The following is a 24,924-nucleotide window of genomic DNA, read 5'->3' on the forward strand; positions in this document are numbered from 1 at the left end:
CTTCTCTCAAGGCTGATTTTTCTTATGCTCCTTGATTACTGAATCGGTGTTCTAGTCATGCGAGGTTCAAATAAGGATTTACAAGTGTGCGATTCCTGAAGCTGAATTTATCCCATCTGGAAACATGCGCTGATGGGAGCAATTTGATTAACAATTCTGAAAATGACGAATAAGCTAATAACCGCCGCACAGAGCCAAAAATGGCATATTGTGAATTAAAAAATTAATATCCAGTTTAAAGAATTAATGCCCATTCCCAATTTTGGGAATTTATGCAATCATCACGAGTCATGACTTGGCTCATCTCTACCAATACCTAACTTTTATTTTACAATCTCTTATGACATTACAGATATCACAGCGTCAAAAGGACACTTGCCTGCATGTATATTAAGGTCTGCTCTAAACCATAGTCCACTTCAATATGGAAAATGCAGTTGGGGCCGAAGTCCGGTGGGTGGAAATAAAAGAATAGATGCTGAATCATATTTTGATCAGTGGTGTGAAACTCAGCTACATGTTTTACAACATATTCACTTTCGTTTGGGGGAAAAAGCCCAAGGAGGCTAAACCGCTTGGTGTTGCTGTGTCTGAGGCTGATCCAAATTTATGAGTTTTGAAGAATATTGAACATTCTTCGGTCTAAATCTGATCGATCAACCGGAGTCTGCAATCGCTTTCCCAAATTTGGGAAAAATCGTGCCTGCGCTACTCTCTATAACGCCGGATTTTGTTATTGGGGCGATCGCCCTTTTACCAGAACGGGAACTGATGATATCACGACTGATATCAATGCCCCTACCAAGATATTTATGAATGCGGGGCTTTTGTTTGGCTGAATGTAGCGCAACAAGAAGACTTCACTACCTGTAGTGCTACATTCACCAAAGTTAGCACTACAAGGAATAACCCCCAAGCCTTGTATAGAAAGGATAGATATAAGCCAGAATTATCAATCGCTCTCTGTAGAGAGTCTTTTGGCAGATGAAAGATAAGCGTGACTTAATTAAGGTGAGTGGTTCACGAAGTAGCAGGTGTTTGGGAGAATGAATACTGTCGGATTTCCGCCTATTTATCGGACAGTAGTAGAATGAACCCTTTGTTTCGGCGCTTGAATAATGATGAATATCGCAGCCGGGAGTATTTGACTTGGGAGGAGATGAAAATTCTGATTAAGGCGGCGGGGGAGCGGGGTCGGCATAGGGTTAGAGATCCGGCGTTGCTACTGCTGTCATTTCGGCATGGGCTGCGACCGGGGGAGGCAGCGACGATGAAATGGGATGCAGTCATGTTAGAGCGAAAGGTGATCTATATCAAGCGGCTCAAGGGGAGTCAAAGTGGGAATCACCCAATGCAACAGGATGAAGTGGATTTGTTGGGGCAGCTAAAGCGGATTTATGCCAATAGTTATTTCGTTTTCCCAAATGAGAGGGGGAAGTCACTGTCGGTGGATGGGATTGAGAAAATTGTGAAGCGTGCCGCCGAAAAAGCTGGATTGCAGATTAAGGTGCATCCGCACATGTTCCGGCATAGTTGCGGGTATTTTTTGGCGGAGCAGAATCGCTCAACTAGGGATATTCAGAGTTATTTGGGGCATAAACAGATTCAAAATACTGTTCGCTACACTGCGGAGAACCCCAGGCGATTTGAACATTTTGATTGGCAGTGGGAGCAGCCTTTTTGAGTGGATTTTAATTCACTAATATCAATTGCTGGATAGATATTAGGGTTGAGAGAAAAGTATTCAATTACTCGGAACTAACAACATCCGCGCCTCAATTGCTTCCCAGGTTTTGGGAGACACGCGTACAGATGCTTGTTTACACTGGATAAGCAGGTTATTAGCGTAGAGATAATTTTCCAGTGCTTTGGCCTCTGACTCAGATAAATTGATTATGTCTAGGCTGAGATTAAAAGCATTGAGTAAAGTTTGTTGGAGACGCTGAAGAAATTTTTGACGCACTGAGTGCGGTTGTTTATTATCAGGAATTTCAGTTTCCAGCTTGTTGAGTTCGTCAATTAATATAGTAAAATTAACGTTCTTGAAGATTTTTAATTCTTCAAGGTCACGAATGTATTTAATAGCGTTGGCTTTGGCTTTGGCTTTGGCGTCGGCATCGGGGATGGCGTAGTCGTCGGCATCGGCGATGGCGTAGGCGTAGGCGTCTGCGTTGGCTTTGGCGATGGCGTTGGCTTTAGCGTAGGCTTTGGCGTAGGCTTTGGCGTAGGCTTTGGCGATGGCGTTGGCTTCGGCGTAGGCTTTGGCGATGGCGTTAGCGTTAGCGTTGGCTTCGGCGTTGGCTTCGGCGTTGGCGATGGTGTAGGCTTTGGCGTAGGCGTTGGCGTTGGCGAAAGCGATGGCAACTGCACGTTTACCCACAGGTTTTAAATCCCCAGCAGAGCCTGTTGTTGCCTGTTCTGCCCAGTTGAATAAAGCTTGCAACTTCGGGTTATTAATATACTTTTGCACTTCCTTTTCCATCAAGAAGAGCAACTCATCTGCACCACCACGCATTAAACCAGCGACAAGTAAAAACACTTCTTTCCAGCGTTTATCTGTCAGATGTTCAGTAACTAATTGCTCAACTTGGCGGTGGTCATCAATATATTGTGCCGTTAAATATTCCTGTAGCGTCAGATGAGAAAAAGAAAAGACATCCTCGGCTCGTTCTACCAAAATTCCTTGTTGAACAGCGATGGCATTCAAAACTGCCTCACCATCTAAATTCTGAGGTGCATTCAAATTACTTGCCAAAAATGTCTTAATTTGCCTAACAATATCACGCCCAGAAAAGAACAGTCTGTCAGACTCGAAATCTGCGTAAGCAATCTCTGAGAGGAGTATTTCTTCTAATTCTGTATGCAGTCCTTGATATATTTCCTCTCGGTTAATTCGCTTTTCTGATGCCCATTCTTCTAGCAATATCCGCAGTGCTTTGCGGTAAAGAACACTACGATTATCAGGAAAGTTTTGGGAACGGTCATATACTAAACACAGGAATGTTAACAATAAAGGCGTATGTGCCAATTCTTTAGCAGCAAAATGTTCTGGCTTTTGTAGCAACTTCCAACAATTTTCGCCTGTCTTCGCCTGTTTATCTGCTTTGGAATGAAACCAGTTATAAATAAATTGCTGAATCTGGGCATCATCAAAATCTGCCATTGCCACATCGCTAAAGCGACGAAAACTACTGTGGTAAGCCGCCGTGCGACAGGAGGCAATAAAGCGATTTTTATCGAATTTATCTACAAAGTTTTGAATTCTACTAATTGCCTCATTCAAATTTTGTGTCGGGACTTCATCCAAACCATCTAGTAGAATAAGTAATTTACCTTCTTCTAAAGCTTTGGCTGTAAATTCATCAGCTGATGGAAAGCCGCAAATACGAAACTCTTCAGCAATAATTTTTTCAATATTAATATTGCTAGATGTAAAGGTTTTTAATTCAATAAAAACTGGTATACAGGTGTGTTTAAATCCTACTTTTTCACCTTTCAGTGCTTCTAGTCCCATCTTTCGCAGAAATGTAGACTTACCAGCACCAGGGCCACCAAGCACCATCAGATATTGCTTATCATCAGCAACTATACTTCCTTCTTGTTTACCTTTATCTTGAGATTGAAGCCTGCGGCTCTCAGCTTGGCGATATAATTTTTCTAAATTTTCGATAGATTCAAAACTACGGATGGCATCATTATCTAAAAATTGAACTGCTGTATAGACCGATTCCAACTTTACAGGTTCACGCATCCCCAACACTTTGAGAATCCCGTGTCGTTCTTCGTAGTTTTGAACATACTGCTTTGATGCAGTAAAAATTAACTCCCTAGTTTCTTCATCTAGTTTTTTGCCCAACAGTCCTAAAAGCTTACCTCCGCCTCCCCAAAGTGACTGAAAAATAGGAACTGCTACGCCACTAACAGCTGATGCCGCCGCTGCTGCTATTAAAGGTTCCATTCCTGTCATAGGATTACCAGTGAATATATTTAAAATTTAAAGCATTATTGTGTTACTTGGCTCTAAGTTTCGTTATGACAATTACAGGCAATGGTTTTTTCCCATTGGTGAATTGATACATGATGAACGTCGCAAGATTGCCAATGCCGGGAGCAACCTCCTCCCCTTTCTGCTCAATAAAGTCCAACAGTTCTTCTGGAGTCCAGGCATCTTCTTCAACTTTGGCGTTGGGATTTACAGCTTTCAAGGGCTTTGTTCTTCGCTTCAATTTCTGCACGGCTAACAGTCCAACTGCGATCCGCCTGGGCTGACAAAACAGGGATAAGGCGGGAGTGCCGTTACCGACTTTGCAAAAGCGATCTGGACATACCAGCATCGCCAATTTAACTTTTTATTTGGATATTGATCGGGATGAAGTCGATGCGGCAGGAGAATTATTGTAGGTTGCGGTAACTTGTATACAGGGCGTATACAAGCGTCTTAGCGGAACGGGAATTATTAGCTCTGCACCAACCTCAATTTTACGCCATGCCTGTGGTTACTATTTGGTGAATAAGGGTTACAACACTAGGAAAATCCAAGACTTCCTGGGACACCTCGATATCAAACACACGGAGAAATATACCAAGCTGAATGCTCGACGCTTCCTGAATTTTGATTGGGGTGATTTGTAAAATTTCAATATCTGCGTGAGTGCCAGGTATTGGAAAACCCCGAAGTACATATATATGATTGCAAAAAAGTTTGTTAGTGCCAATTGTTTTAGGTCTTAGTTGTGCTACTATTTATTCAAATCACGATGGTATAGGGTGAGAGTCTTGTAATTTAGACTCTGATTTTATACCAACGATGATAACTGCCCTGTCACACACACCATCTCGTACAAATAACGGAGGTTCACAACGACGACAAAATCGCTCCAAGTGTGCTGAATGAAAATCGTGCGCTTGCAGTGAGAAAGGACAAACACGCAATGTAGTTACAGTCCTTAGTCGATTAAGACGGGGCTAATCAAACTTTAGACTGCCGCTCTTGAAGTGTTCGTCATTAACAACTTGACCAAAGGTTGCTTGCCTTTGAGTTAGTCAATTCTGTAATTTAGGACTTTCTAGCAAAAACATTGCTAGATGTGAAAGACCTAATGCAAAGACTGACTTGCCATTTATTCTCAATTGGGATTTATAATGGCTGGAGTTGTGATGGACGAATGCTTAGAGCAGCAAAACACATTTAAATAGTTGTTTCTTTAGCAATCGTGCATATACACTCTCTTCAAAGGCAAGCTCCTAGCCAGAAATTAGTTAGGAGATTGCAAAAATGTTCTGCACGATTCTCACTCAAAAGATAAATTCAAATTCTAATCAAAAGCCCTGGCAGTATCAAAGTGCTGTCGAGGGCTTTCTTTGTAGATATGGTTTGAAGGCAAGTTAAAGCTAGTCTGGCGGCCACCAAACTAGCACCAAATAATAAACTTCATGGAGTTACTTCAATGGTTAATAAAAACAACCCCATACAGTCCAATAATAATACTCTTGTCCGCTCACTGATGAATGTTGCCCTTTCACTGGGAGTAATGCTTGGTTCAGGTCTAGCGTATGGTTTTGTTCAAACTGCTTTTTATTCCAAGCAGCATGAACAATCTGCCCAAGCTGAACGGGGTGGTTTCGGTCGTGCAGAGTACGAACAGCTAAAACCAGGAATGCCCTTAACGGAGGTGCGGTCAATCTTGTACCGAGGTATCGAGGTTAGCCGCTCTGCAACAACAGCAACCTTTGTTTGGGAAAATCGTGACGGCTCTAAAATCACGGCTACGTTTGTGAATGACAGGCTCAAGAGTAAAGAACAGTCTGGACTGAAGTAAAAAACTGGAGAAGGCGATCAACCCTGCGAGTGCGATCGCCTTTTTCTCTAAGAAGCTGATCGCGACTCAATATCAGAACTTATTTAGAATAAAACCTAAAAATCTTCGCGAGCCGGAGTTAGATGAATAGATTCATGCCCCTAGTGGCACATATTCTTAAATGCAAAAATCCCCATTTTCTGGGTAACACCAGTGGGCTTCGTAATCCAAAATATTCGAGTCAGTCACAGATAGTTGTGTTTCCCAGACAGTGTGGGTGGAACCATCATCACCATAAATAGCATTATTAACTTCACCAAAATAATAGAAGTCTCCAAACAGTGCATTACACCAAGAGCATCCAAAGGAAATGTAAGAATCCTCCACAGTTTTACTATAACGGGTTTTAATTTCTCCCATCCGAATTTTTTTAGCTGCATCTGATTTTAAAAAACTTCTAACAGCAGCAATAATTTCTGGACGGAATCTTCGAGGTATTTCACAACAATAATCCTCTACTTCTTCTCCACAGCAGGTATAATAAGGATTTTCTAAATAATATATATAAGATTCTTTTTTACACTTCCAGCATTCGGTAGGAAAAAATACTATTTTGGCATTCTGTGTTTTTTTAAGTTGGTAATGGTCACAAAAACGAATGCGTCTTGATAATAAATCTTCAACGAACTGGGAAAGAGGAGTTGATTTATTTTTAGTTTGTACTACTAAAGAATTATCAGAATCTAAACTGAGTTTGAAAATTGGTAAATCATGGCTCACGTCAGATTCAGGGGGTCTTTGAAAAAACCAGCAGCCTCGGATTCCATCTCGCTTGTACTTGGCTTGTCTATCCTGCGTAACTTCTAAAGTTTGAGGACTCCACTGTACTTCAAAGGCAATCTGGATTAAACCTTGTTTACCCGACTTAATGGCTAAAACATCAGCACGCCAATCGGAACCAGCAACTTCTGTTTTTGCATCGTATCCTAAACGTTGGCATACGCGAAGAATTTCAGTTTTAGCTAAAAGATGCTGCCAAGTTTCTGGTTTCCAATCACAACCCGTTTTGTGTTTGTGGACAAAATGCTTAGTGCTTTGTTTAGAAGTGCGTAAATATCCATCTGCTCCACAGCATGGTAGGAGTATCTGTTTATTACGCTGAAGTTTCAAAGCTTCCCAGTCACCATCTGATATTAAAGGTGCTAGCACTTCTTGTTCATCAATGAAAGCTCTAAGCGGCATTTTTTAACTAGTCCGATCTGTAAATTTTGTTAGGATACATATTTTCAAAATAGGCAATAGCAGCTTCTCCAAATGCTTTAACTGCACCAGCCCCAATCGCTGGTTGAACAACTTGCCCGACACCGGGAATAAATCCTGCTATAGTACCGCCCATTCTGAAAAGTAACTGCCCTCCACCCATCGCTATAATCGCACCAGCAACTGCTCCTGCACCACCGGCGGGGATTAAATCAACATTATAAACTTGGGCAATCCGAATTACTACAGCCGTCTGTACAGGAATTAAAGCAGTATTAAAGGTGAACGCACCGATAAAAGGAACACCACCAGCAACTCCTGCTGCGGCTCCACCACCCATCATTAACCAAAGTTCGTCTCTGGCTTGGTCACGACAATATTTAACCATAAAATTACGTTGAAGCTTGAGCAGTAATAGGAGTTACAGATAATCGCTATAGTTAAAATGCCCAATTAAACCGATAAAATTAATCTACTTTTTAAGCCGAACCAGCACTTGATTAGCGATCGCTGATTTTATTCCTTTTTTTCACTGGGACGATCATTATGTTTTTTTGGACGAGTTACTCAACATGGTTATTAACCGTTTAATTTGCCCAACTCGCTTGCGTTGGTCGTAGCGGCGCTTGGCTTCTGTAGTGATTTTTTCAACAAGCGCGTTATCGGCACTAGCAATAGTCCATGCTGCTTCTAAAAATACCTCAACTGTGATTCCCCTGTCTTTACAAAAGCGTGTTAATTCTTGGTCGAGGTCTTTCTCTAAAACGATCGCTGAATGCCGTCGGGTTTCTGGGTATTTTTCGAGTTCGGATTGGAGTTCGGCGATTGTGTCTGCTGGTGCAGCAGTTGGGTTGGCTGGTTCGGTAACTGGGCTTGCTTCCTGTGGTGAGTTTTGTTCTTCTGGTTGGGGTTTTACTTTCTTAACGAGTGCATCCTGGCGTTGTTCAACTGTCGGGCGATTACGTCTGTTGCGTAATTGGTTGAGTACGTTATCTGACATTTTTATTTACCCCCAAGTGAAGTACGAATTTTTTCAACTAAAATTTCAAATGGATATTCCAAGTCGTTATATCCCAACTGCGAGAGGGTTGTACGTTTGTTGATGGCTTGTTTATAGCGTTCTGATTCGCGGATTGAAGGTAGAACTAACCCCTCGCCAACTTCATCGCGCATACCATCTACAGCCGCCCGACTTTCTTGTGCTTGGGTTTTACCAAACCAGCGATCGCGGAAGGGTAAAACACCTAATACTTGGGCATCCGTTGCACCGACATCTTGCAAGCCGTTCAATAAATCGAGTGTCCGCACGAGTGAACCGTACCCTTTAACTGATGCCTCTGCGGGGATAATCAAAAAATCTGCTGCGCCGATCACCGTCAAACAAATTTGTGATCGCTGAGGTGGGGCATCAATTATGCAGACTTTAAATATTTTGCTGATGGCTTCCAATCGTCGCTTGAGTAAGGTTGCACCAACTCCACTGTTAGATAAATAATCTTGCACGGTATCGAGTTGATCATCGGACGGGATTAAAAATAAATTGTCGTTGTCTTGAGTCGGGTAGATGCAGTCTTCCGGTGCGACTGTTTTTTTGAGAAATTCCAATAGTGTTGGTTGGTTGGGTTCCAACTCGAAACCTAGATAGGTGGTGAGATTATGTTGGGGGTCGGAGTCTAGCATCAAGGTAGGTAAACCCTGGCGCGATAGTAGCCGCCCCAGGAAGAGGGATGTTGTAGTTTTGCCTTGTCCGCCACTCAAGGAGCTTACGGTTATTGTCAGCATATACAAATTTATTAAATTAGCTATTTAACGTATAGTCATTTAATTATTTTGTCAATTAATAAATTTAGCTAATTATCTTTTTAGCTTTTTGTAAAATTAGCTTTTTAGCTTTAGCCTACCGTCAATTTTCTTGTAAATGCGATCTGCTTATTTTGACTACTCCAATCCCAGTTCTAGCTGCACTGGCTCTGCTTCCTGCTGCGATGCCTTTTTGCTGCGTCGTCCGCCAGTCTGGGGAGTGGATTTTTTAGCGCCTTTGGTTTGGAGTTTGTCACGTTCTGCGCGGATGCGTTCTAGCAGGACGGATGCGGGTTCGTCGTTGGGATCTTGGGGTACGAGTTCGCCGCGAAAGGCTTTGGCGAGAATGGATTGGTCTAGTAGGGCTAGGTTAGCTTTCGTTTCTTGATATTGTTGTTGGATGGTGTCAGCTACTTTGAAAAAATATTGTATTTGGCGGACAATTTCTTTTTGTTCATCGAGTGGTGGAAGAGCAATTATGATATCTTTAAAAGCACCTTGAGATATATTTCTCATCGAAAGTTGATTACCTGTTGCCCGACTTTCTATCTCTTTTCTTCCTGCTTTTGATTTTAAATATGAATTTATATAATTACTATTTACTTCTAAAAAACTTACTCGCCATATTTTATCACTAATCATTATGTTATAATTTATTTCATCAACTATTACCGATGCTCCTACTAACTCAAGTGTATTGGCTCTTGATATAAGAAAATCACCTTTTTGAATAAATAATTTTGGATCAATCTTTGATTTTTCTATAACTGTTTTCGTTTCTCTATGATCAAATTTTCCCCAAGTGACAGCGCTTATTTTTACCAAGCCAACTGTATTTTCATTTACAGGTGTTTCGGGACAAGTAAAATTTTTACCTGATTGAATATTTTTGATTACTAAATCTAATGGAGTCCAAACCCAGCTATCTGGTATGAATGGTCTACCTTGGATATCATTTTTTTTGGTATATTCATCAAAATTTTTATTTAATTGTTTTGCTGTCCTCTCCAACAAAACCGAAGCAGGTTCAACATCAGGATTCTGCTCCCGCCAATCAGCAGTGAGGTCGCCACGAAAGGCGGCGGCGAGGACAGATTGACGGAACTGGTCTAGCAGTTGAGGAATATCCTCAAGCGCCTCCTTCACTCGCTGACTCCTAGCCTTCAGTGCCTCTATTTTCTCAACTATCCGGCGTTGTTCGTTGAGGGGTGGGAGGAGAATTTCTGTCTGTTCAAATTTTCCTTTAGTAATATGCGCTAAACCTACTCCGCCTTGTGCTTTAGCAATAAGATATTGAAGTTTGTGGTTAATAGCTAGTTGAAAAAATTTTTTGTTTATCAGCTTATCATCAAATAATACGCGAAAAATATGTTGATTAAGAACTGCCTTTTCGCCATCCCATATATGCGCTCCAAATGATGTTCCTGGTGTTCCTGACCATGCAAAAAGCAGTTCACCTTTTTTTACTAAAAATTTCGCTTCTACTTCTCCTGAAAAATGATTAAATATTGCATTAGGATTATTCAGATTTTGTATCCTTATAATTGGAAGCCCTCTTTCTGTCCAGTCAGACGGCTTAAATGCTTTTCCATTAATTAATGTACAAAGCTCAATAATAGCAGCATAAATCCATCCTTCAGGCTTAGTTACTAGCATAAATCCTCTTGCTCCCAATCCTCAATCTGCAACCCATTCACTCGCCAAAATTCCCGCGTATTATGCGTAACCACTATCAAATTATTAGCCATTGCAATAGCAGCAATTTGTACATCATAAGGGCCAATCGGCGTACCACTAGCAGCCAATTCTGCCCTCAGTCTCCCCGCTATGATTGCGGCGGCTGAATCTAAATGTATGATATTAAACTGACTAAAAAAACGTTGTAATATTTCTAAATTTCTCTCCTGTTGGGCGCTACGGTAAGCACCATAGTACAGTTCTAATTGGGTTATCGTAGAAATTAAAATATCTTCTGGTTGTTGCGATGCCAGTCGAGTTGTTACCGCAGGACTACTATTATTTATTAAACGGATACAGACATTTGAATCGAGCAGATAAGTCAAAATAGCGGCTCCCTAGTTTCGTATTCTCCCTGTTCTGCCCGTTCTAGCGGTTCTCCTACCCAACCACCAATTACTTCTTCAAAAAACCCAGGCATCCAGCCCCGTTGTTGTGGTGTAACTCTTTGAATTGTTACCGTAACTTCAATTTCTGTATCTGGCATTTCTACTGGGATATCTAAATGTAAAATACCATCTTTACCCACATGCGACCGGATTTTTATACTATCCATCGTATTTTTCTCCTAATAAAAAGTTACTCTTGTTTGTCTTGTGGAAGAGAACGCCACTTGGTTAATAGCTCTTGTTCTGGACTCATTTCTCTTCATCTGTAACTGTTACTACTTCTATTGTGATTGGGTATTTTTATTCTAAAATTGAAACTTCATCTACTTCCGCTTCACCTTCTAGCAACACCGTCAACGCCTCCATCTCCGCGATCGCTGTTTGTAATTTCGTCATAATAACGGCTGCAATGATATCAGGTTCTGGCAGATTATCCCCCGACTGCAAACTTTCATCCCGCAGCCAAGTAATATCTAGATTTTCGCCGCGTTTAGTAATTTCGTCCCGCGTAAAGCAGCGCCAGCGTCCCGACTCCCCTTGGTCAACACGCGGACTTCCGCCATTAGCATCATCGCCGTAAACTTCTTTAAAGGGACTAAAATGCTCTCTAGTTAAAGGAGTCCGCTTGCCAAAAACAGGTATATTCGTCCGCATATCGTAAAACCACACCTGCTTGGTGTTACCCTTCTCCGTCGTTCCCCGTTGGAAAAACAGCACATTAGTTTTCACACCTTGAGCATAGAAAATCCCCGTAGGCAATCTCAAAATTGTATGCAGGTTGCACTTATCCATTAAATCAGCGCGGATGCTGCGTCCTTGCCCATCTTCAAACAGCACATTATCAGGTAACACCACCGCCGCCCGTCCTTCGGGTAACAGTCCGCGATAGATATGCTGTAAAAAAGCTAACTGCTTGTTTGACGTAGTAAATGTAAAATCATCCCGTGTAGGCAGTCCGCCGCCCTTTTTCGTTCCAAAGGGGGGATTGGTAAGAATGACATTAGCTTTTGGTAACTGCTGCCCTTCGCTAGAGAGAGTATCGCCCAAGTCCACAGCACCTTCAATGCCATGTAGCAGCATATTCATTAATAATAGTCGATGGGCATCCTGCACCAACTCAATGCCGTAAAATGCTTGGTAACGCTGAAACGACTGTTCAGCTTCGTTTAAATCAAATAAATCATCCGTGTGTTTTTTGATATAGCGATCGCTGGCAATTAAAAACCCACCTGTTCCTGCTGCGGGGTCTTGCACCAATTCCCCCGGTTGCGGTTTAATGAGTTCGACCATGCAATCAATCAAAGGACGCGGCGTAAAATATTGCCCTGCCCCTGATTTTTTCTCACTGGCATTTTTCTCTAAAAGTCCTTCATACAAATCGCCTAAGCCTTCTTCCTTGGCAGAGTACCAGTCAAGTTCATCAATGCTTTTAACCAGCTTATTGAGAATTTGCGGTTTTTTGAGTGCAGTTTGGGCATTAACAAAAATCGCCTGCACCCGTGGCAAACTGCTAGAACCCAACTCTAACAAAGTGGCGCGGTAAAAGTTCATCTGTTCGATGCCATCCTTCACCACCAAATCACCCCAGCGACAGCCTTCTGGGATTTGGCTTTCTGTACCTGTTTCCTGCGCCATCTTCAGAAACAGCAGGTATGTTAACTCTGTCACATAAGCCAGATAAGTAATCCCATCATCGCGTAAGACGTGGCAGAGATTCCAGAGTTTTTGGACGATATCAGTTGTTGCGCTCAAGTTAGTAGTTTAAATATAAAGTAAAGATACCAAACGTATAATGTTTGCACACTTTATGTCAATAGTGAAAAAAATTCACATTGATGACACAATATCAATAATCTAAATTGAGCTTAATTTAAATTCCAGTATATAAGTTATGAGGAGTAAAAAAATAATCTTGGAATAGTGGATAAAGGTTAGCTGAAATTTTCTCAAATTGCTTTGAAAAGCGAGAAGAAAATTCAATGGGTTCATCATCATCATTTAACCAAGTATAACTGCTAATATCACGGTGTAGTAAGAATCCAGAGTTAATGATAATATCTAAATGAAATCTTAGGCAATCGTATGTTGTTATAAAAGATAAATCATCTATTTCTCTTGAGGTAGACTCTTCTTGATTGGAATAACATTCAAAATCAATAAAAATACTACCACTTTCACTTGGTGGTGTTTGCTGCAAAATAACTTCATATCGAACATTCTTAAATTCGGAAGCTGCTATTAGAGATACTTCTGACTTAAATTTTTCTGGCAAATCTATTAGTGATTTCATCTTTTTTAAGATTTAAGTGTTTCATTATTAAAGCTAGTTTTTAACAATTAACTAATATTTCTCCACAATTCTTCGTTGATTTGTACCAAAATTGTTTCTAAACTGCCATTAAAAATTTTATTAATCCGAGTAAACCCACCTTGGGATTTAAATTCACCTTGGTCTAACGCTTCCCGATCCACAATAGTTTCTACCTTCAACTGCTTACCAATGCGTTCCAACCATTGGCGCTGGGGTGGCGTCCAGTTTTGAGAAGCCAGAATTTTCCTCATTGCCTTGTCCACCCTCTCCTCGTAGGGAACCAAAGCATCGCCCAAAGTTGCTTGGCGGATAAATCCAATAATGCTGGCAGCAATATCTGCGTTAGTCATTTCTCGCCATGCTACCTGCAATGTTTTTTCTGAATATCCGGCAAGGTCAAGCATTAACCGCAATTCCTTCAACTGCGCCCTAGTCAACTCACGGGGACGGCTAGTCACAACTATTAAAGCCGGAATCTTGTTGATGTTCTCGCGTAAATATGCGCCAAAACTATCTAAATAATCTTCGGGTTTTTGGGCATTACCGTAACCCCTCTCCACTCGTCGCAGTTCGTCGGCGTGGCGGGAAATTAGCAGTGGTTGTCTACCACCATCTCTAGCATCTAACATTTGTGCGATCGCTGCCCGTTGCCGAAACCATTCTTGAACTTGTCGGGGGTTGCTTTGACGCAAGTAATTTATCATCTCCGGTATCGGCATCCCGGCTGCGGCTTCAATATTATCCCGGTTGCTATCCCCTAATTTTCTTTGCTGGCGTTGCAGTTTAGCTAAGAGTTGATCAACAATTGTGGCAGTTGCGGTAGTATCGTTGACTGTCCCTAATTCTTCTACCAGTTGGGTAAATGAAATATTGGGATTAACCGCCACGGGTTTCATTGTGGAGAGAGGAGACAGGGCTGCATATAAATTCACCGCGTCATAAATGTAGAAAACTTCTTTTTTAATCTCGTCGCAGCGCCGCGTTGCCCGTCCCAACATCTGTTCGTAAAGGATGCGCGAATTCACCCGACGAATAAATACCAGATTGCAGATTTCTGGTACATCAATGCCAGTGGTTAACAAGTCCACCGTGACTGCAATTTTCGGATTAGCTTCGTTTTTAAAGCGGCGGATTAATTGTGAGGGCTGATCTGCCTTGCCAGTAATTTTGAGAACTGCATCATCTTCAACGCTGCCATACTGGGCAATCAGTGCTTGTTTTAATAAATGAACAACAATATCAGCGTGATTATCAGTCACACAAAATATCAAGGTTTTTCCTGGCAGTGAGGGGTCAATATTTTCTGCTAAAAATTTACAGATTACCCGATTAAATTCTTCGGTAACAACCCGTCGATTAAACTGCGCTACCTCAATTTTGACTTCATCCGGGGCATGAGCTAAATCGATTCTGCCTGTGATGGGGTCATAATATTCCATTGCTTCCCCAGCTTGCCACACGATGCCATCTTCTGAAAGGGCTGTAATGATGCGGATGGGGGGTTCACAGTCAGTAAGATGACCATCAATGACCGCTTCTTTGTAACTGTAGGTGTAAACAGGTTCACCAAATATTTGGGTGGTGTGCAGTGCGGGTGTGGCAGTAAGTCCAATTTTTACAGCATCAAAATGGTCGAGGACGCGGCGATATTTGGAGATGTAATCGTTAAAGTCACGAAAGGTAATCTCTGTATCGCTTAACTCTCTATCTAGTAAATATCCTCTGTGACATTCATCCACGACAATGCAATCATATTGATCTGCTGTGGAAATAGGAGTATTATCGCTTGGGTAGAGAATGCGTTTAACAAATGCTTGCACAGTATCAATTTGGACTTTGGTATCTCTATCCGGTGTTGCATCCCCCAGTTCTTTAATACCAAAGATATCAGCAAAGGTTTGCAGATTTTCCATCCGCGTTTCTTTAAAAACATTGCCTGCTTGTTCTCCCAATGCGGTGCGGTCTACGAGAAACAGGACACGGCGAAAACGTTTGGTTTTGAGGAGACGATAAACCAGGGCAATGCAGGTTTTAGTTTTCCCTGTCCCCGTTGCCATTGCCAATAACAGTTCCCTTGCATCTTCTGCTAATCGGGCTTCCACTGCTTTAATGGCTTTAATCTGGTAATCACGCAGTTGCAGATTATATGTAAAATCTTCTTGGGCAAGTAATTGGTGTGCCTTATCTATATCTTGGTTGAGAGCATCAATAAAACCTTCAGGCTTGTACCAAGTGTTGAGGGGACGGCGGATGTTGTCAGGACGGCGTAAGTCACAAAACCAAATACCGCTTTTGGTTTGCAACTGTCGCAAGAATTCGCGTCCGTTAGTAGCAAAGACAAAGGGGACTTGATATTCACCCCAAGGGCCACCGGGTAAGATTTCATGACCTTTAATTTTGTAGCCGCGACTGTAACGCTTGGCTTGGTCAATGGCAGCATAAACATCAGTGCTTTGACGCTTGGCTTCGACTACAGCCATTACCTGGAGTCCCACAAATAAAACATAGTCAGCACGTCCATCATCTGTGGGCCATTCTGCGATCGCTAAATTCTTCCCTTTTTGTGGACGGATGCCGTTACTATAAGTCAACTGTTCTGAGTCCACTTCCCAACTAGCTGCACGAAGTTGGGCATCGATGAGGCGACGAGTTTCGCGTTCATCTAAGTCAATATTTTCTCCTGCCTGCTGGGAAAGCTGGATGGTTTCTTGAATTGTTTGTGCAGATTGACTTTCTGCTGTGGTTTGAATATTTACAAGGTGATTTAAGGCAGCTTGTTTTTGCGCCTCGGCTTCTTTGGCTAATTCTTCTGCGGATATGCGGCGCTGTGCTTCTTGTTGAGCAGTAATTTGTGCTAGTTCTGCAACTGTGCGGCTGGCTTGTAATTCAGCCCGTAACTGTTCTAATTCTTGTTTGAGTGCTTGGGTTTCGACTGCTGGGTTTTGAGGTGGGACAAAAGAGCCAGGATGAAAATCGGGATTTTTGGTATTAACCCGATGAAACCAAATTCCTAGTTGCTGTGCATATTTCAGGTTGCTCAGTGCAGTTCTTTGGTCGTCTGCTAATGCGTGTGTGGCATCGTTACCAGCCAAACGCAATTTGTCGAACAAGTCATATACTTTGCCTTTAAGAATTCCTCTATCTCGCAGACGACGCATTAAATCGATTTGCCGTTCGTCATAGTCGTACATCCCCACATTAGCGGCAATTAGTTGCGCGAGGAGTTCACCAAACTGACGCAGTTTTATTAGACAAGTGTTGGGGTCGTCAGTAAAATATCTTTCTGCCAAAGCTCCCAATCGCACCAACTGCGGATCATGGATTTCTAAGAAACCAAAGTTTGGTGATACTGGCATTTTGTCAGTCTTTCTCCTGGGAGCTTGGCGGTGTAGATTAATACTTAGTTCAATATCTTTCTAACAGATACTACTGCAATTTACAACTATTAGAGCAGAAAGCCCACCAGTTGTAAGGTTGCTGAGTCACACTGCCACGTCCATCAGTGGTGGGATGAATGCGACGAAAATTATTCCCAATATTGGGAATTTGTAAGCTGGAGCAAAACTATAGTTGCAATAATCATAGTTTGAAAATACCTTGATCGCAGGTTTGGACATTTATAATTGCACGTCACTACTAAGTAAGATTAATGGTTTACTAACCAAGGTGATGGATGATTAATCATATTCAACAGACCAAATAAAACTTTGTTGTAACTTCCGTGCAGTTCTCGTCCTCTCTGCACATCCATATAGTTGCATTTGACCGCAAATTCAATCCAAGTCTGAGTTATAGATACTTGGGCTTCACAATCGTTCAAATTAGCTATAAATGCTGCCTCATAACGGCGTTTCTGCCAAGCTTCTGCTATTTTGGCACATACAGAACGTGAAGCACAACGAATTTGGTCAGTTAAAGAATATCGTTCCTCAATAGGAAAACTTTTTGACAGTTCAAAAATTTTCATTGCCGCTTCAAAGGCAATTTTATAAATTTCCAAGTCGCATGAATTACTTTCTAAACTTTCTGGAGAATAGGCAGAAATCGCCTGATTTTCTGGTTCCTCTAACCTTTCTGGAGAATAGGCAAAAATCGCCTGCTTTTCTAGTTCCTCTAACCTTTCTCGAAGATAGGTGAAAATTGCCTCAATTCCTTGCTCGACAATCTTAGGCGGTGGCGAGTCCAATTGTGGATTGTAATGGAGGTATAGCGTTGTCAAGTTGGAGAGTTGTCCGATTTCTGGCGGCAAACTGATCAATTGATTGTTAGAGAGGTCTAGCCATCTCAAGTTGGAGAGTTGTCCGAGTTCTGGCGGCAAGCTGATCAATTGATTGTTAGAGAGGTCTAGCCATTTCAAGTTGGAGAGTTGGCGGATTTCTGGCGGCAGACTGCTAAATTGATTGTTCTGGAGGTATAGCGTTGTCAAGTTGGAGAGTTGGCGGATTTCTGGCGGCAAGCTGCTTAATTGATTGTTTTGGAGGTGTAGCGTTGTCAGGTTGGAGAGTTGACAAATTTCTAGCGGTAGACTGCTGAATTTATTGTTAGAGAGTTCTAGCGTTGTCAAGTTGGGAAGTTGGCTGATTTCTGGCGGTAGACTGCTCAGTTGATTGTAACGGAGACCTAACGTTGTCAGATTGGAGAGTTGGCAGATTTCTGACGGCAGGCTGCTGAGTTGATCGTCATAGAGATTTAGCACCGTTGCCTTTTCTCTGGCAGCTTGTTCGATAATTTGCAACAGTTCTTCGTTTTTCACCTGCAAACCTCACTAACTTTGTAGCGATATTTACCAGAATAGTGTATTTCAACTTCTGTGATCGCCTAAATCTATAACTAGCAACTTGGCTTAGATACTTTCAAATAATAAAACTTTAACTTTTAGCACAATTTTGATTACCTTTATTTTGCATATATATTTTTGATAACCCTGCTTATCCTTTGCGTGTTTATTTCATTGACTCCCACAATAAAGACAAGCTGGATTATCTACTTTTTTGTGGTATTACTCCGTATTCTTTTAGCAGCGATCGCAGGTTTGGCAGTACTAGCAATAGCAGGAGCCAGAGAATCTAGCCTAACTTTTAGTGCCTCTATCTCAGCTTCCAGCGAATGCTTAATCTCGTTCATAGCATCCACAAGATAAGCAGTTTTAGAATCTACTAATTCTTGTAATCTTTCATCATTATTTACAACGTTTACAGGAATGTTTACATCTATTCCTAGCGCGTTTAGAACTACCCTTTTAAGGGTGGTGTTGAGTGAATCATCATCGGGTAAATGAACACGCTCTAAAGCTTCTACAGCAGCGTCATCAAGCCTAATTGAGAATATGCGGCTAGCCATCATTTTACTGTGTGTACACCTGTTTACAGACCAGTATACGCTATTGGTAGATGGTGTACACTGGGTGCGAATTAAGGATAATTACTCTTCCTCTTCTTCTGACAAGTCAAAAAATTCTTTGAGCATTCTCTCATTTAACTTATAGATAGGAGCTATTCTATCCATTATCGTCTGAGAGTTATATACACTTTCTTGCATTTTTTGTGAGTGGTGCATTGCGTGGGATGCCCCTTTGAGCTCAGGGCTTGTTGCTCCTATATTGTTGAGATGAGTAATAAACATTTTTCTTAATTCTTTAGGAGTTACAGGTACATCTAATTCTTGAGCAAATATTTGTCTAATCCGTAAACACCAGCCCTCATGTGTTAAAGTTTCATAGTTCTTAATTCCTCTGAAAAAACAATTATGATTACATTTCTGTCCATATTCTCTACCTTCATTAATCCACCTATCTATATAGCTATATAAGTCATTATCACGGTCAAATTTAACATTAGGCATAAGTCCCCAATATTCGTTGTACGTTTTCGATGTTTTATAGTCACCGGGCATGAGATGAATCCACCAAGCAGCTTTGCTTTTATCTCGAAGTTTATCAACTGGAGTAAATCTGTTGCCATCGGCTTCATAAAGCCCATAAACAAAAGTTCGCCCTATTTCTAATTCGTAGTAAGTTCTTGACCTGTCAGTAGGAATTAGAATCATAAAAGCTAAAGACAAAAACCTTTGTAAATCGCTAATAATTGCATTTTTAGTTCTTAGCCTTATCTCAGTTTTACCTGTTTCTTTTTTAAGATATTCATGTGCTAAACAATGAATTCTTTTTCTTAGTAATTGTAAAATATCAAATGTCTGTTTCCACGGAACAGATTTATCGGAGTGAGGTACAGATGGAGGTGTATACTTAGCTTTTTCATTATAAATTTTAGATAACTCCTTTAATCTTTTTACTATTGCTAAATCAGTAGTATCTATATCTTCATCAGTATCCACCTCATCTCTAAAAACAAATTTACCTATTGCTAAACAAGTATTAATGATTATTAATTTACTGTTAGGATGTCCCCTTAGAAAATCAAGATATTCTTCAATTAGTTTTCTATTTTCCTTAGCTAATTCCATAGCTTCTTCCCTCACCATAGCTTTTTTATTGACGTATTTTTGATGATTAAGTTCTCCTTTTTTATTTTTAAAGTCACTGCGCGAAACATTTAATTTAATGAATTTAATAATTGAGCTTAAAGACAAATCCTCTAAATCTACATTTTTATATCTATGTAGCCATCCTAAAATCCGATAGATTATTGCAATATCTTTTTCAATTGTCTTATCAGAACAGTTGTACTTTTTAGCCCTAAATTCTTGGAATAATCTTAATTCATTTTCTAAATTGCTATTAATGTAATCAGTTGAATAAATTAACTTTCCTGTCCTGTCTTTAGCCATTAAAGCATAAGGTGTTTTAAAAGTTGTATTATGATAATTCTTTTTCGCTTTTCTACCATTGCCATGAGCATTTCTAGTAAATATGTTTTCTGGCTTATCAGGTTTTTGATTCTCCTCTTCAACTTTTTTAAAATAATCCTTAATTTCAACCCATTTCAAAAATGCTTTATAAGCGGATTTATATGATTTACTATTTTCTTTAGCAATACCTTGACTTACAAACTCTTTCTCTAAAATATCCATAGATCCAACAAGCAAACTAGCAGATGATTTCTTCAACAATTCAACCAGCTTGAACACCTCTTCGTTGGTTGCTTTCCCCCCTTTAGGTGCTTCTCCTCCCCAATGTTTGACTAGGAATCTATGAATGACACTGCGTAATGTAGACTTGTTTACTTTTGTGTTAGCAGCTTGAAAATCAGAGTAAGCATCAAAGATTGTTTTAGAATTCATGACAGTGATATAATGACGGTGATATATATGTTGATTAGCTTGATAATTCATTTAGATTACGCGCTTAGTTGTAAACATAAGCTAAAGCAATATCAACCTATTTAAAATATATCACTTTTAATATATTCGTTTAATAGCCTCAACCCAGAGGTTGACCCAAATTTTGAAAATTTTCTGAATTATTCTATATTTTAAAAGGCTTATAGCGATTAAAGTGATATAAGTGAATCAGTTGTGGTGATATATCCAAATCACCTTTACATCACACGCATAACACACGCATAAACTAAGCTTATACATAACAAATATTTCAGATTTATCACTTGTATAAATTACTCTAGAAAGTTTGCCATCTATAAATTATTTCTTTTTTTTACCCCACGCGCCTAAACTATAACTCCTCACAGCAGTACTTACCAGCCGTGTACAATTGACCTATTCTTCAAGAGGTTAATTATGGCACGACCAGCAAAGACAGCAAAAAAGAAAACAACGAAGAAAACCGAAAAGTACCAAATGCCCAAAGAACATTTGAAGGGAATTCCCAGAAGGCGGGGCGAACCCATTATGTACGATGAAGTGAAAGGTAACTGGAATATAAAAATAACCCCGACTGCAAAAAAGCTAATCAGTGATGCAGCAAAATTAGAAAACTTTTCTGCCTCAGAATTCATTGAGCGCTGGGCAAGAGCAGAATTGGTTGACATTAGCCCACGCGAAAATAAGAGGGGTAAATTATCTGCTTCTTGAATTTAACAACTGCATTGACATATATCGCACGTCAAGCTTTAACGAGTTTTTTCTGGTAAAATCTAGGTTGACACTTTGGATTTAATTAGTGGATAGCAATACACCTGAAAACCAATTAGATGCTGCTAAATTAATGCACCATTCCCCAGAAATGCGATTAGCAGCTTACGGTGAAATATTAAATCAGCCAGCCCCTGATACCCTTTTACAGGATGCGGCTAAGGCAATGCACCACTCCCAAGAAATGCAAGCAAAAGCTTATGGACAAATGTCACAAGAGCCATCTGAGTAGCAGGTTAAGGGTTGGGTAAGCTATCCTTTTTAATTGCGTAGTTTACCGCCGTAGGCATCGCAATATTCTTCCCAGGTTTGGGAATGACTATTTTTTTTCCAACTCTAACTCTGGGTCATTCTCCCCAATGACAATGCCCAGAGTTATTTCAGCCCATCGTTTAATACCATCACGCAGCGCTGGGGCATTCCTCCAGCTAGTTTGTTTAATTTTTAGTATCCGAAGCAATTCCTCATCAGCACTCACCTCCGGTTCAGAAGTTGCAGCGATCGCAATAAATTCTTGCAACGGCTGGATAATTCCCGCATTTGCAGCTGCATCAAAAGTCATGCTCTGGGTGCAAGATGGAGTTACAGAATTCGTCGGGAGTGCGACAGTTGCACCCTGATTGACAAGCTCCTGAATATTTACCATCACCTGCCGGACGTTTTCAAGGTTTGCTTCAGGCTTTTGCACAAAGCAGCTTGGCAGGATTGCTTTGATACCATTTGCAATTTGCTGATTACAGTTTTCGGCAACCCGTTGCATATACTCCAAAAACTCTGGGAATATCGCTACGGAGGTGCGATCGCAGCAATAAAGTACTACAAGATACGACGAGATTATTTTCTCAACGCTCATGTGAGAATATTTCGCCAGCAATTGGATATTTTGAGAGAAATTGGAATTTAGACCGTAATTAGGTTTTTCGATTTCATTAATTCCACTACGGGGCGTAACTCATAAGGTGGGTCAATCTCGCGGCGGTTGGGGATGGCAACCCGACAACAAATCTGATTCATAACCACGGGCAAGGTTGCAAAGTCTGTTTCATCGTGGAACACTACCCCAGTGCGACAAGCTTCCTGGAACCATTGCATCATTGCCTCAGTTGTAGTCTCATTTGATGCGTTTTTAGGCGTGGCGGCGCGTTCGCTCTTTATTTGGTCAATTATCTTCATTAAGTAGCTACAAGGCTTTTTAACGCTACCATCACGCGGGTATTTTGCAAGTGCAGCCCGTAGGATGTCAGGGGTAACTTCAGTAATCAACCGTTGCAATTGTGGGGAGAGCTTGCCCGTTGCGTTCCTTACTTCAGCCATCAGCTGCGTTTGTTCTTCCTCTGGTGATTCTGGCAAAGGCGGCGGTGGGCTTGCCCCAGATTCAGACTTCAGAATTTCAAGCTTTTTTGGTTCTGCCTCAGATTCAGATTTCAGAATTTCAAGACTTTTAAAATCAGATTCAGATTTATCTGATCTAAAAGAAAAAGAATCTGAATCTGATTCTGGTATCTGATCTGAGCCGTCATTGCAAATTGCTACAACGGATTCCCATAACCCTGCTAATCGTTCCCAGTTAAGGCGAATCAGTTTAGTGTGATTGTCAGCACGTAGGTTTTCCGGTGAGTTAATGAGGCGATCGCACAATTTACAAAACTTTTCTCGGATTACATACCCTAGCTGTTCAAACTTGCCCACAATAGCCCTAACTTTCCACGGGCTGAATGATGCCCCTGCTGCCTGTTCCCAGTCACTAACGCTTGGGTTTAACCAAAAATTACCATCTGTGTCAAAAAAACCATTCCCAGAAACGTGCCAAAGATTTAGCTGTTCTAGGATTAACGCCCCCATTACTGGATCGGTTAGCCGATGTGTTCCTAATTTTTCTGCTACAACGGGGCGAAAAATCAAATTTTGTGTCATCATGAATTTTAGATTTCTAAAAAAACCGCTCCAAGTCAATGTTTGCAAGACGGACTTGGGGCGGTTTTATTTTAACTCATAAGTAGGTCACTGTAGAATATTTCGATCTACATATTTTGGAAAAATTCGGGATCTTCCTTTTCCTTAGCCTCAAGCGCCCTTTCCAGCAACAACAGGCAATGAGACGAGAGCGATCGCCGTTCCTTTTTCGCCCAATAATTTAATTTCTCAATAATTTCTTTGTCTGGGGGATAAATCCCAATCTTGTTGCTGGATGGCATGACAACTAAGCATAGTTTTTTCTAATAAATTCTACCCAATACTTATGCGGTCTATTCTAGAATTTAATAGGCTGTGGTAGCATACCGATGCTAAATTAAGGGTGTGACATTTCTGGAGTAAACATGACACAAGTTCCCCCAAAAATAGAACTAAGAGACGACCAAATTATTATTAATAATTTAGAAATTCGCTTGTTTGAAGCAAGTGATTATCTACATCAACTGCCAGATTATGAGCGTGAAGCGGCTTGTATTAAAGCATTCGAGATGGGCTTTTTCTGTCTCCAAAGAACTGAAAATCTTAATGACACGCAATTTGTTAAACAACAATTTAATGCTTTATTAAATGAATTATATCAAGCTGTAAATGAAATACCAAACACCATTTCAGCACAATTGGCTAATAAAATTGGTACAGGCGAAGGTGAACTCTTAGCCCCTTTACAAGGCCAAATCAACCTTACTACAGCAGTAATGGACGCGCAAATAAAAGCCGTGAGTGATTTTCTAAATCAGGAATTTAATCCTTTACAAGAAACCTCAGTTTTTGGCAGTGCTGTACAGAAAATCCAAAACTTGCTGGATGAGAACCGAACTGATTCCTTGCAGGGTGTATTTTCGGCAGCGATTGCAAATATAACAGCGGAGAATAGCGTTTTGGCTCAGTCCGTTAGGGCAGTTGTTACAGAAGCAGTCAAACCTCTGGCACAGGAGGTAGAGAAGCTTGCACAACAAGTTCGAGAAAAAGAACTGATTGAGTTGACGCTGGAGCAAACGATCGCAAAGGGGGCAAGTTTTGAACAAGCCGTTGTTGCAGAATTAGAGCCGTGGGCGAAATTATACGGGGCTGAAATTACTCACGTTGGAAAGGACAAGCAGCCAGGTGATATTCTTGTTAAATTCACTGCTAACTCAATAGCAAGCGTAGATTTGTCATTAGTAATTGAGGTTAGGAATAGGGACTCTGCAAGCTGGGGGCGTAAAAGAATTTCTGAGCAATTAACCAAGGCAATGATGAAACGAGAGGCAAATGCGGCTATTTTTTTAAGCCGTAGCCGTGAAGGGTTAGCGCAAGAAATTGGTGGCTGGGGAATAGGAACTTGTGAACAGGGGCAGTGGGTAGCGACTACGCATGAAATACTCCCTCTTGCTGTCCAATTCCTTATTGTCCAGCAGCAATTAGCGTCTCAGCCAACCTTTAGCTCACAGGTAGACTGTGCTGTTATCGAAGCGCAGGTACAGCAAATTAAATTATCGCTGAATTACCTTACTCAGATAAATAGTTCGCTGACTAAGTTACAAGAGCATTCATCAGATATTCGAGTAAAAGGTGCGATCCGTTGACGAGAAATCAAGCCAAGTCCCGGCTTGAGGGATTCGTCGCT

24 protein-coding genes and 1 pseudogene are annotated in these 24,924 nt (G+C 41.0%); 6 read left to right on the top strand and 19 right to left on the bottom strand.

The annotated features are described in order from the left end of the window. Positions 1 to 1,090 precede the first annotated feature (1,090 nt). Entirely contained in the window at positions 1,091 to 1,684 is a 594-nt protein-coding gene (locus RMY27_RS33215) for a tyrosine-type recombinase/integrase (protein ID WP_228038679.1), read from the top strand. Positions 1,685 to 1,744: 60 nt separating this feature from the next. Here RMY27_RS33215 and RMY27_RS33220 read toward each other — a convergent pair whose 3' ends face one another. Together RMY27_RS33220 and RMY27_RS33225 are read right to left on the bottom strand one after the other, a co-directional pair. After that, positions 1,745 to 3,967 carry an NACHT domain-containing protein gene (locus RMY27_RS33220; protein ID WP_322669061.1) on the bottom strand — a complete coding sequence of 741 codons (2,223 nt, stop codon included), beginning with the start codon at positions 3,965 to 3,967 and terminating at the stop codon, positions 1,745 to 1,747. Positions 3,968 to 4,010: 43 nt separating this feature from the next. Continuing rightward, positions 4,011 to 4,334, bottom strand: a complete 324-nt coding sequence (locus RMY27_RS33225) for a hypothetical protein (RefSeq protein ID WP_322669062.1) — start codon at positions 4,332 to 4,334, stop codon at positions 4,011 to 4,013. Positions 4,335 to 4,476: 142 nt separating this feature from the next. On the opposite strand from RMY27_RS33225, the gene RMY27_RS33230 reads away from it, so the two are divergent. Together RMY27_RS33230 and RMY27_RS33235 are read left to right on the top strand one after the other, a co-directional pair. Next, positions 4,477 to 4,632 (top strand): tyrosine-type recombinase/integrase, encoded by a 156-nt coding sequence (locus tag RMY27_RS33230; protein ID WP_322669082.1) that lies wholly within the window; start codon positions 4,477 to 4,479, stop codon positions 4,630 to 4,632. Positions 4,633 to 5,447: 815 nt separating this feature from the next. Beyond that, a complete protein-coding gene (locus RMY27_RS33235; protein ID WP_322669063.1) occupies positions 5,448 to 5,819 on the top strand; it encodes a hypothetical protein in 372 nt (123 codons plus the stop codon). A 156-nt stretch (positions 5,820 to 5,975) separates the two neighbouring features. Here the strand turns inward: RMY27_RS33235 and RMY27_RS33240 are convergent, their stop codons facing one another. The 14 genes and pseudogenes from RMY27_RS33240 to RMY27_RS33305 form a co-directional block, all read right to left on the bottom strand. Continuing rightward, positions 5,976 to 7,040: a competence protein CoiA gene (locus RMY27_RS33240; RefSeq protein ID WP_322669064.1), complete on the bottom strand. Its 1,065-nt coding sequence runs from the start codon at positions 7,038 to 7,040 to the stop codon at positions 5,976 to 5,978. A gap of 7 nt (positions 7,041 to 7,047) precedes the next feature. Further along, on the bottom strand, positions 7,048 to 7,446 hold the full coding sequence (locus RMY27_RS33245) for a hypothetical protein (RefSeq protein WP_322669065.1): 399 nt from the start codon (positions 7,444 to 7,446) through the stop codon (positions 7,048 to 7,050). Positions 7,447 to 7,602: 156 nt separating this feature from the next. After that, positions 7,603 to 8,058, bottom strand: a complete 456-nt coding sequence (locus RMY27_RS33250; RefSeq protein ID WP_322669066.1) for a hypothetical protein — start codon at positions 8,056 to 8,058, stop codon at positions 7,603 to 7,605. Positions 8,059 to 8,060: 2 nt separating this feature from the next. After that, positions 8,061 to 8,840 (bottom strand): ParA family protein, encoded by a 780-nt coding sequence (locus tag RMY27_RS33255; RefSeq protein WP_322669067.1) that lies wholly within the window; start codon positions 8,838 to 8,840, stop codon positions 8,061 to 8,063. A gap of 156 nt (positions 8,841 to 8,996) precedes the next feature. Continuing rightward, a complete protein-coding gene (locus RMY27_RS33260; protein WP_322669068.1) occupies positions 8,997 to 10,514 on the bottom strand; it encodes a restriction endonuclease subunit S in 1,518 nt (505 codons plus the stop codon). After that, the gene (vapC, locus tag RMY27_RS33265; RefSeq protein ID WP_322669069.1) at positions 10,508 to 10,921 is read right to left on the bottom strand and encodes a type II toxin-antitoxin system tRNA(fMet)-specific endonuclease VapC; all 414 of its coding nucleotides are present in this window, start codon (positions 10,919 to 10,921) and stop codon (positions 10,508 to 10,510) included. Before vapC ends, RMY27_RS33260 begins: the two co-directional genes overlap by 7 nt. Further along, positions 10,918 to 11,151, bottom strand: coding sequence for a hypothetical protein (locus RMY27_RS33270; protein ID WP_322669070.1), 234 nt, complete (start codon positions 11,149 to 11,151; stop codon positions 10,918 to 10,920). The genes vapC and RMY27_RS33270 overlap by 4 nt, the downstream gene beginning before the upstream one ends. A gap of 133 nt (positions 11,152 to 11,284) precedes the next feature. Next, positions 11,285 to 12,736 carry an N-6 DNA methylase gene (locus RMY27_RS33275; RefSeq protein ID WP_322669071.1) on the bottom strand — a complete coding sequence of 484 codons (1,452 nt, stop codon included), beginning with the start codon at positions 12,734 to 12,736 and terminating at the stop codon, positions 11,285 to 11,287. Between the two features lie 118 nt (positions 12,737 to 12,854). Beyond that, on the bottom strand, positions 12,855 to 13,274 hold the full coding sequence (locus RMY27_RS33280; RefSeq protein ID WP_322669072.1) for a hypothetical protein: 420 nt from the start codon (positions 13,272 to 13,274) through the stop codon (positions 12,855 to 12,857). Between the two features lie 47 nt (positions 13,275 to 13,321). Beyond that, on the bottom strand, positions 13,322 to 16,651 hold the full coding sequence (gene hsdR, locus RMY27_RS33285) for a type I restriction-modification system endonuclease (protein WP_322669073.1): 3,330 nt from the start codon (positions 16,649 to 16,651) through the stop codon (positions 13,322 to 13,324). Positions 16,652 to 16,941: 290 nt separating this feature from the next. Then, positions 16,942 to 17,340 carry a four helix bundle protein gene (locus tag RMY27_RS33290; RefSeq protein ID WP_322669083.1) on the bottom strand — a complete coding sequence of 133 codons (399 nt, stop codon included), beginning with the start codon at positions 17,338 to 17,340 and terminating at the stop codon, positions 16,942 to 16,944. A 144-nt stretch (positions 17,341 to 17,484) separates the two neighbouring features. Next, positions 17,485 to 18,048, bottom strand: a pseudogene (locus RMY27_RS33295) (leucine-rich repeat domain-containing protein); the annotation flags it as partial. A 230-nt stretch (positions 18,049 to 18,278) separates the two neighbouring features. Beyond that, entirely contained in the window at positions 18,279 to 18,638 is a 360-nt protein-coding gene (locus RMY27_RS33300; protein WP_322669074.1) for a hypothetical protein, read from the bottom strand. 78 nt (positions 18,639 to 18,716) lie between these two features. Next, positions 18,717 to 20,534: a hypothetical protein gene (locus tag RMY27_RS33305; protein WP_322669075.1), complete on the bottom strand. Its 1,818-nt coding sequence runs from the start codon at positions 20,532 to 20,534 to the stop codon at positions 18,717 to 18,719. A 456-nt stretch (positions 20,535 to 20,990) separates the two neighbouring features. Here RMY27_RS33305 and RMY27_RS33310 point away from each other — a divergent pair, with 456 nt between their 5' ends. Beyond that, complete coding sequence (locus RMY27_RS33310) at positions 20,991 to 21,284, top strand: hypothetical protein (RefSeq protein WP_322669076.1); 294 nt, start codon at positions 20,991 to 20,993, stop codon at positions 21,282 to 21,284. Between the two features lie 88 nt (positions 21,285 to 21,372). Then, positions 21,373 to 21,576, top strand: coding sequence for a hypothetical protein (locus RMY27_RS33315; protein ID WP_322669077.1), 204 nt, complete (start codon positions 21,373 to 21,375; stop codon positions 21,574 to 21,576). An 87-nt stretch (positions 21,577 to 21,663) separates the two neighbouring features. On the opposite strand, the gene RMY27_RS33320 is transcribed toward RMY27_RS33315, so the two are convergent. The 3 genes from RMY27_RS33320 to RMY27_RS33330 form a co-directional block, all read right to left on the bottom strand. Beyond that, positions 21,664 to 22,197, bottom strand: coding sequence for a hypothetical protein (locus RMY27_RS33320; protein WP_322669078.1), 534 nt, complete (start codon positions 22,195 to 22,197; stop codon positions 21,664 to 21,666). Positions 22,198 to 22,244: 47 nt separating this feature from the next. After that, positions 22,245 to 23,261 (bottom strand): hypothetical protein, encoded by a 1,017-nt coding sequence (locus tag RMY27_RS33325; protein WP_322669079.1) that lies wholly within the window; start codon positions 23,259 to 23,261, stop codon positions 22,245 to 22,247. 104 nt (positions 23,262 to 23,365) lie between these two features. Then, positions 23,366 to 23,539: a hypothetical protein gene (locus tag RMY27_RS33330; RefSeq protein WP_322669080.1), complete on the bottom strand. Its 174-nt coding sequence runs from the start codon at positions 23,537 to 23,539 to the stop codon at positions 23,366 to 23,368. A 123-nt stretch (positions 23,540 to 23,662) separates the two neighbouring features. Here RMY27_RS33330 and RMY27_RS33335 point away from each other — a divergent pair, with 123 nt between their 5' ends. Continuing rightward, the gene (locus RMY27_RS33335) at positions 23,663 to 24,883 is read left to right on the top strand and encodes a hypothetical protein (protein ID WP_322669081.1); all 1,221 of its coding nucleotides are present in this window, start codon (positions 23,663 to 23,665) and stop codon (positions 24,881 to 24,883) included. Positions 24,884 to 24,924: the final 41 nt, after the last annotated feature.

The sequence above is a fragment of the Nostoc sp. DedQUE09 genome, assembly GCF_034530915.1.
Lineage (GTDB): Bacteria > Cyanobacteriota > Cyanobacteriia > Cyanobacteriales > Nostocaceae > Nostoc.

Coding starts and splice junctions, on each gene's coding strand:
- hsdR (WP_322669073.1), bottom strand. CDS start 16,651: ATGCCAGTATCACCAAACTTTGGTTTCTTAGAAATCCATGATCCGCAG.
- RMY27_RS33260 (WP_322669068.1), bottom strand. CDS start 10,514: ATGCTAGTAACTAAGCCTGAAGGATGGATTTATGCTGCTATTATTGAG.
- RMY27_RS33255 (WP_322669067.1), bottom strand. CDS start 8,840: ATGCTGACAATAACCGTAAGCTCCTTGAGTGGCGGACAAGGCAAAACT.
- RMY27_RS33320 (WP_322669078.1), bottom strand. CDS start 22,197: ATGAGCGTTGAGAAAATAATCTCGTCGTATCTTGTAGTACTTTATTGC.
- RMY27_RS33325 (WP_322669079.1), bottom strand. CDS start 23,261: ATGATGACACAAAATTTGATTTTTCGCCCCGTTGTAGCAGAAAAATTA.
- RMY27_RS33235 (WP_322669063.1), top strand. CDS start 5,448: ATGGTTAATAAAAACAACCCCATACAGTCCAATAATAATACTCTTGTC.
- RMY27_RS33245 (WP_322669065.1), bottom strand. CDS start 7,446: ATGGTTAAATATTGTCGTGACCAAGCCAGAGACGAACTTTGGTTAATG.
- RMY27_RS33225 (WP_322669062.1), bottom strand. CDS start 4,334: ATGCTGGTATGTCCAGATCGCTTTTGCAAAGTCGGTAACGGCACTCCC.
- RMY27_RS33280 (WP_322669072.1), bottom strand. CDS start 13,274: ATGAAATCACTAATAGATTTGCCAGAAAAATTTAAGTCAGAAGTATCT.
- RMY27_RS33250 (WP_322669066.1), bottom strand. CDS start 8,058: ATGTCAGATAACGTACTCAACCAATTACGCAACAGACGTAATCGCCCG.
- RMY27_RS33240 (WP_322669064.1), bottom strand. CDS start 7,040: ATGCCGCTTAGAGCTTTCATTGATGAACAAGAAGTGCTAGCACCTTTA.
- RMY27_RS33305 (WP_322669075.1), bottom strand. CDS start 20,534: ATGAATTCTAAAACAATCTTTGATGCTTACTCTGATTTTCAAGCTGCT.
- RMY27_RS33270 (WP_322669070.1), bottom strand. CDS start 11,151: ATGGATAGTATAAAAATCCGGTCGCATGTGGGTAAAGATGGTATTTTA.
- RMY27_RS33335 (WP_322669081.1), top strand. CDS start 23,663: ATGACACAAGTTCCCCCAAAAATAGAACTAAGAGACGACCAAATTATT.
- RMY27_RS33330 (WP_322669080.1), bottom strand. CDS start 23,539: ATGCCATCCAGCAACAAGATTGGGATTTATCCCCCAGACAAAGAAATT.
- RMY27_RS33215 (WP_228038679.1), top strand. CDS start 1,091: ATGAACCCTTTGTTTCGGCGCTTGAATAATGATGAATATCGCAGCCGG.
- RMY27_RS33310 (WP_322669076.1), top strand. CDS start 20,991: ATGGCACGACCAGCAAAGACAGCAAAAAAGAAAACAACGAAGAAAACC.
- RMY27_RS33220 (WP_322669061.1), bottom strand. CDS start 3,967: ATGACAGGAATGGAACCTTTAATAGCAGCAGCGGCGGCATCAGCTGTT.
- RMY27_RS33300 (WP_322669074.1), bottom strand. CDS start 18,638: ATGATGGCTAGCCGCATATTCTCAATTAGGCTTGATGACGCTGCTGTA.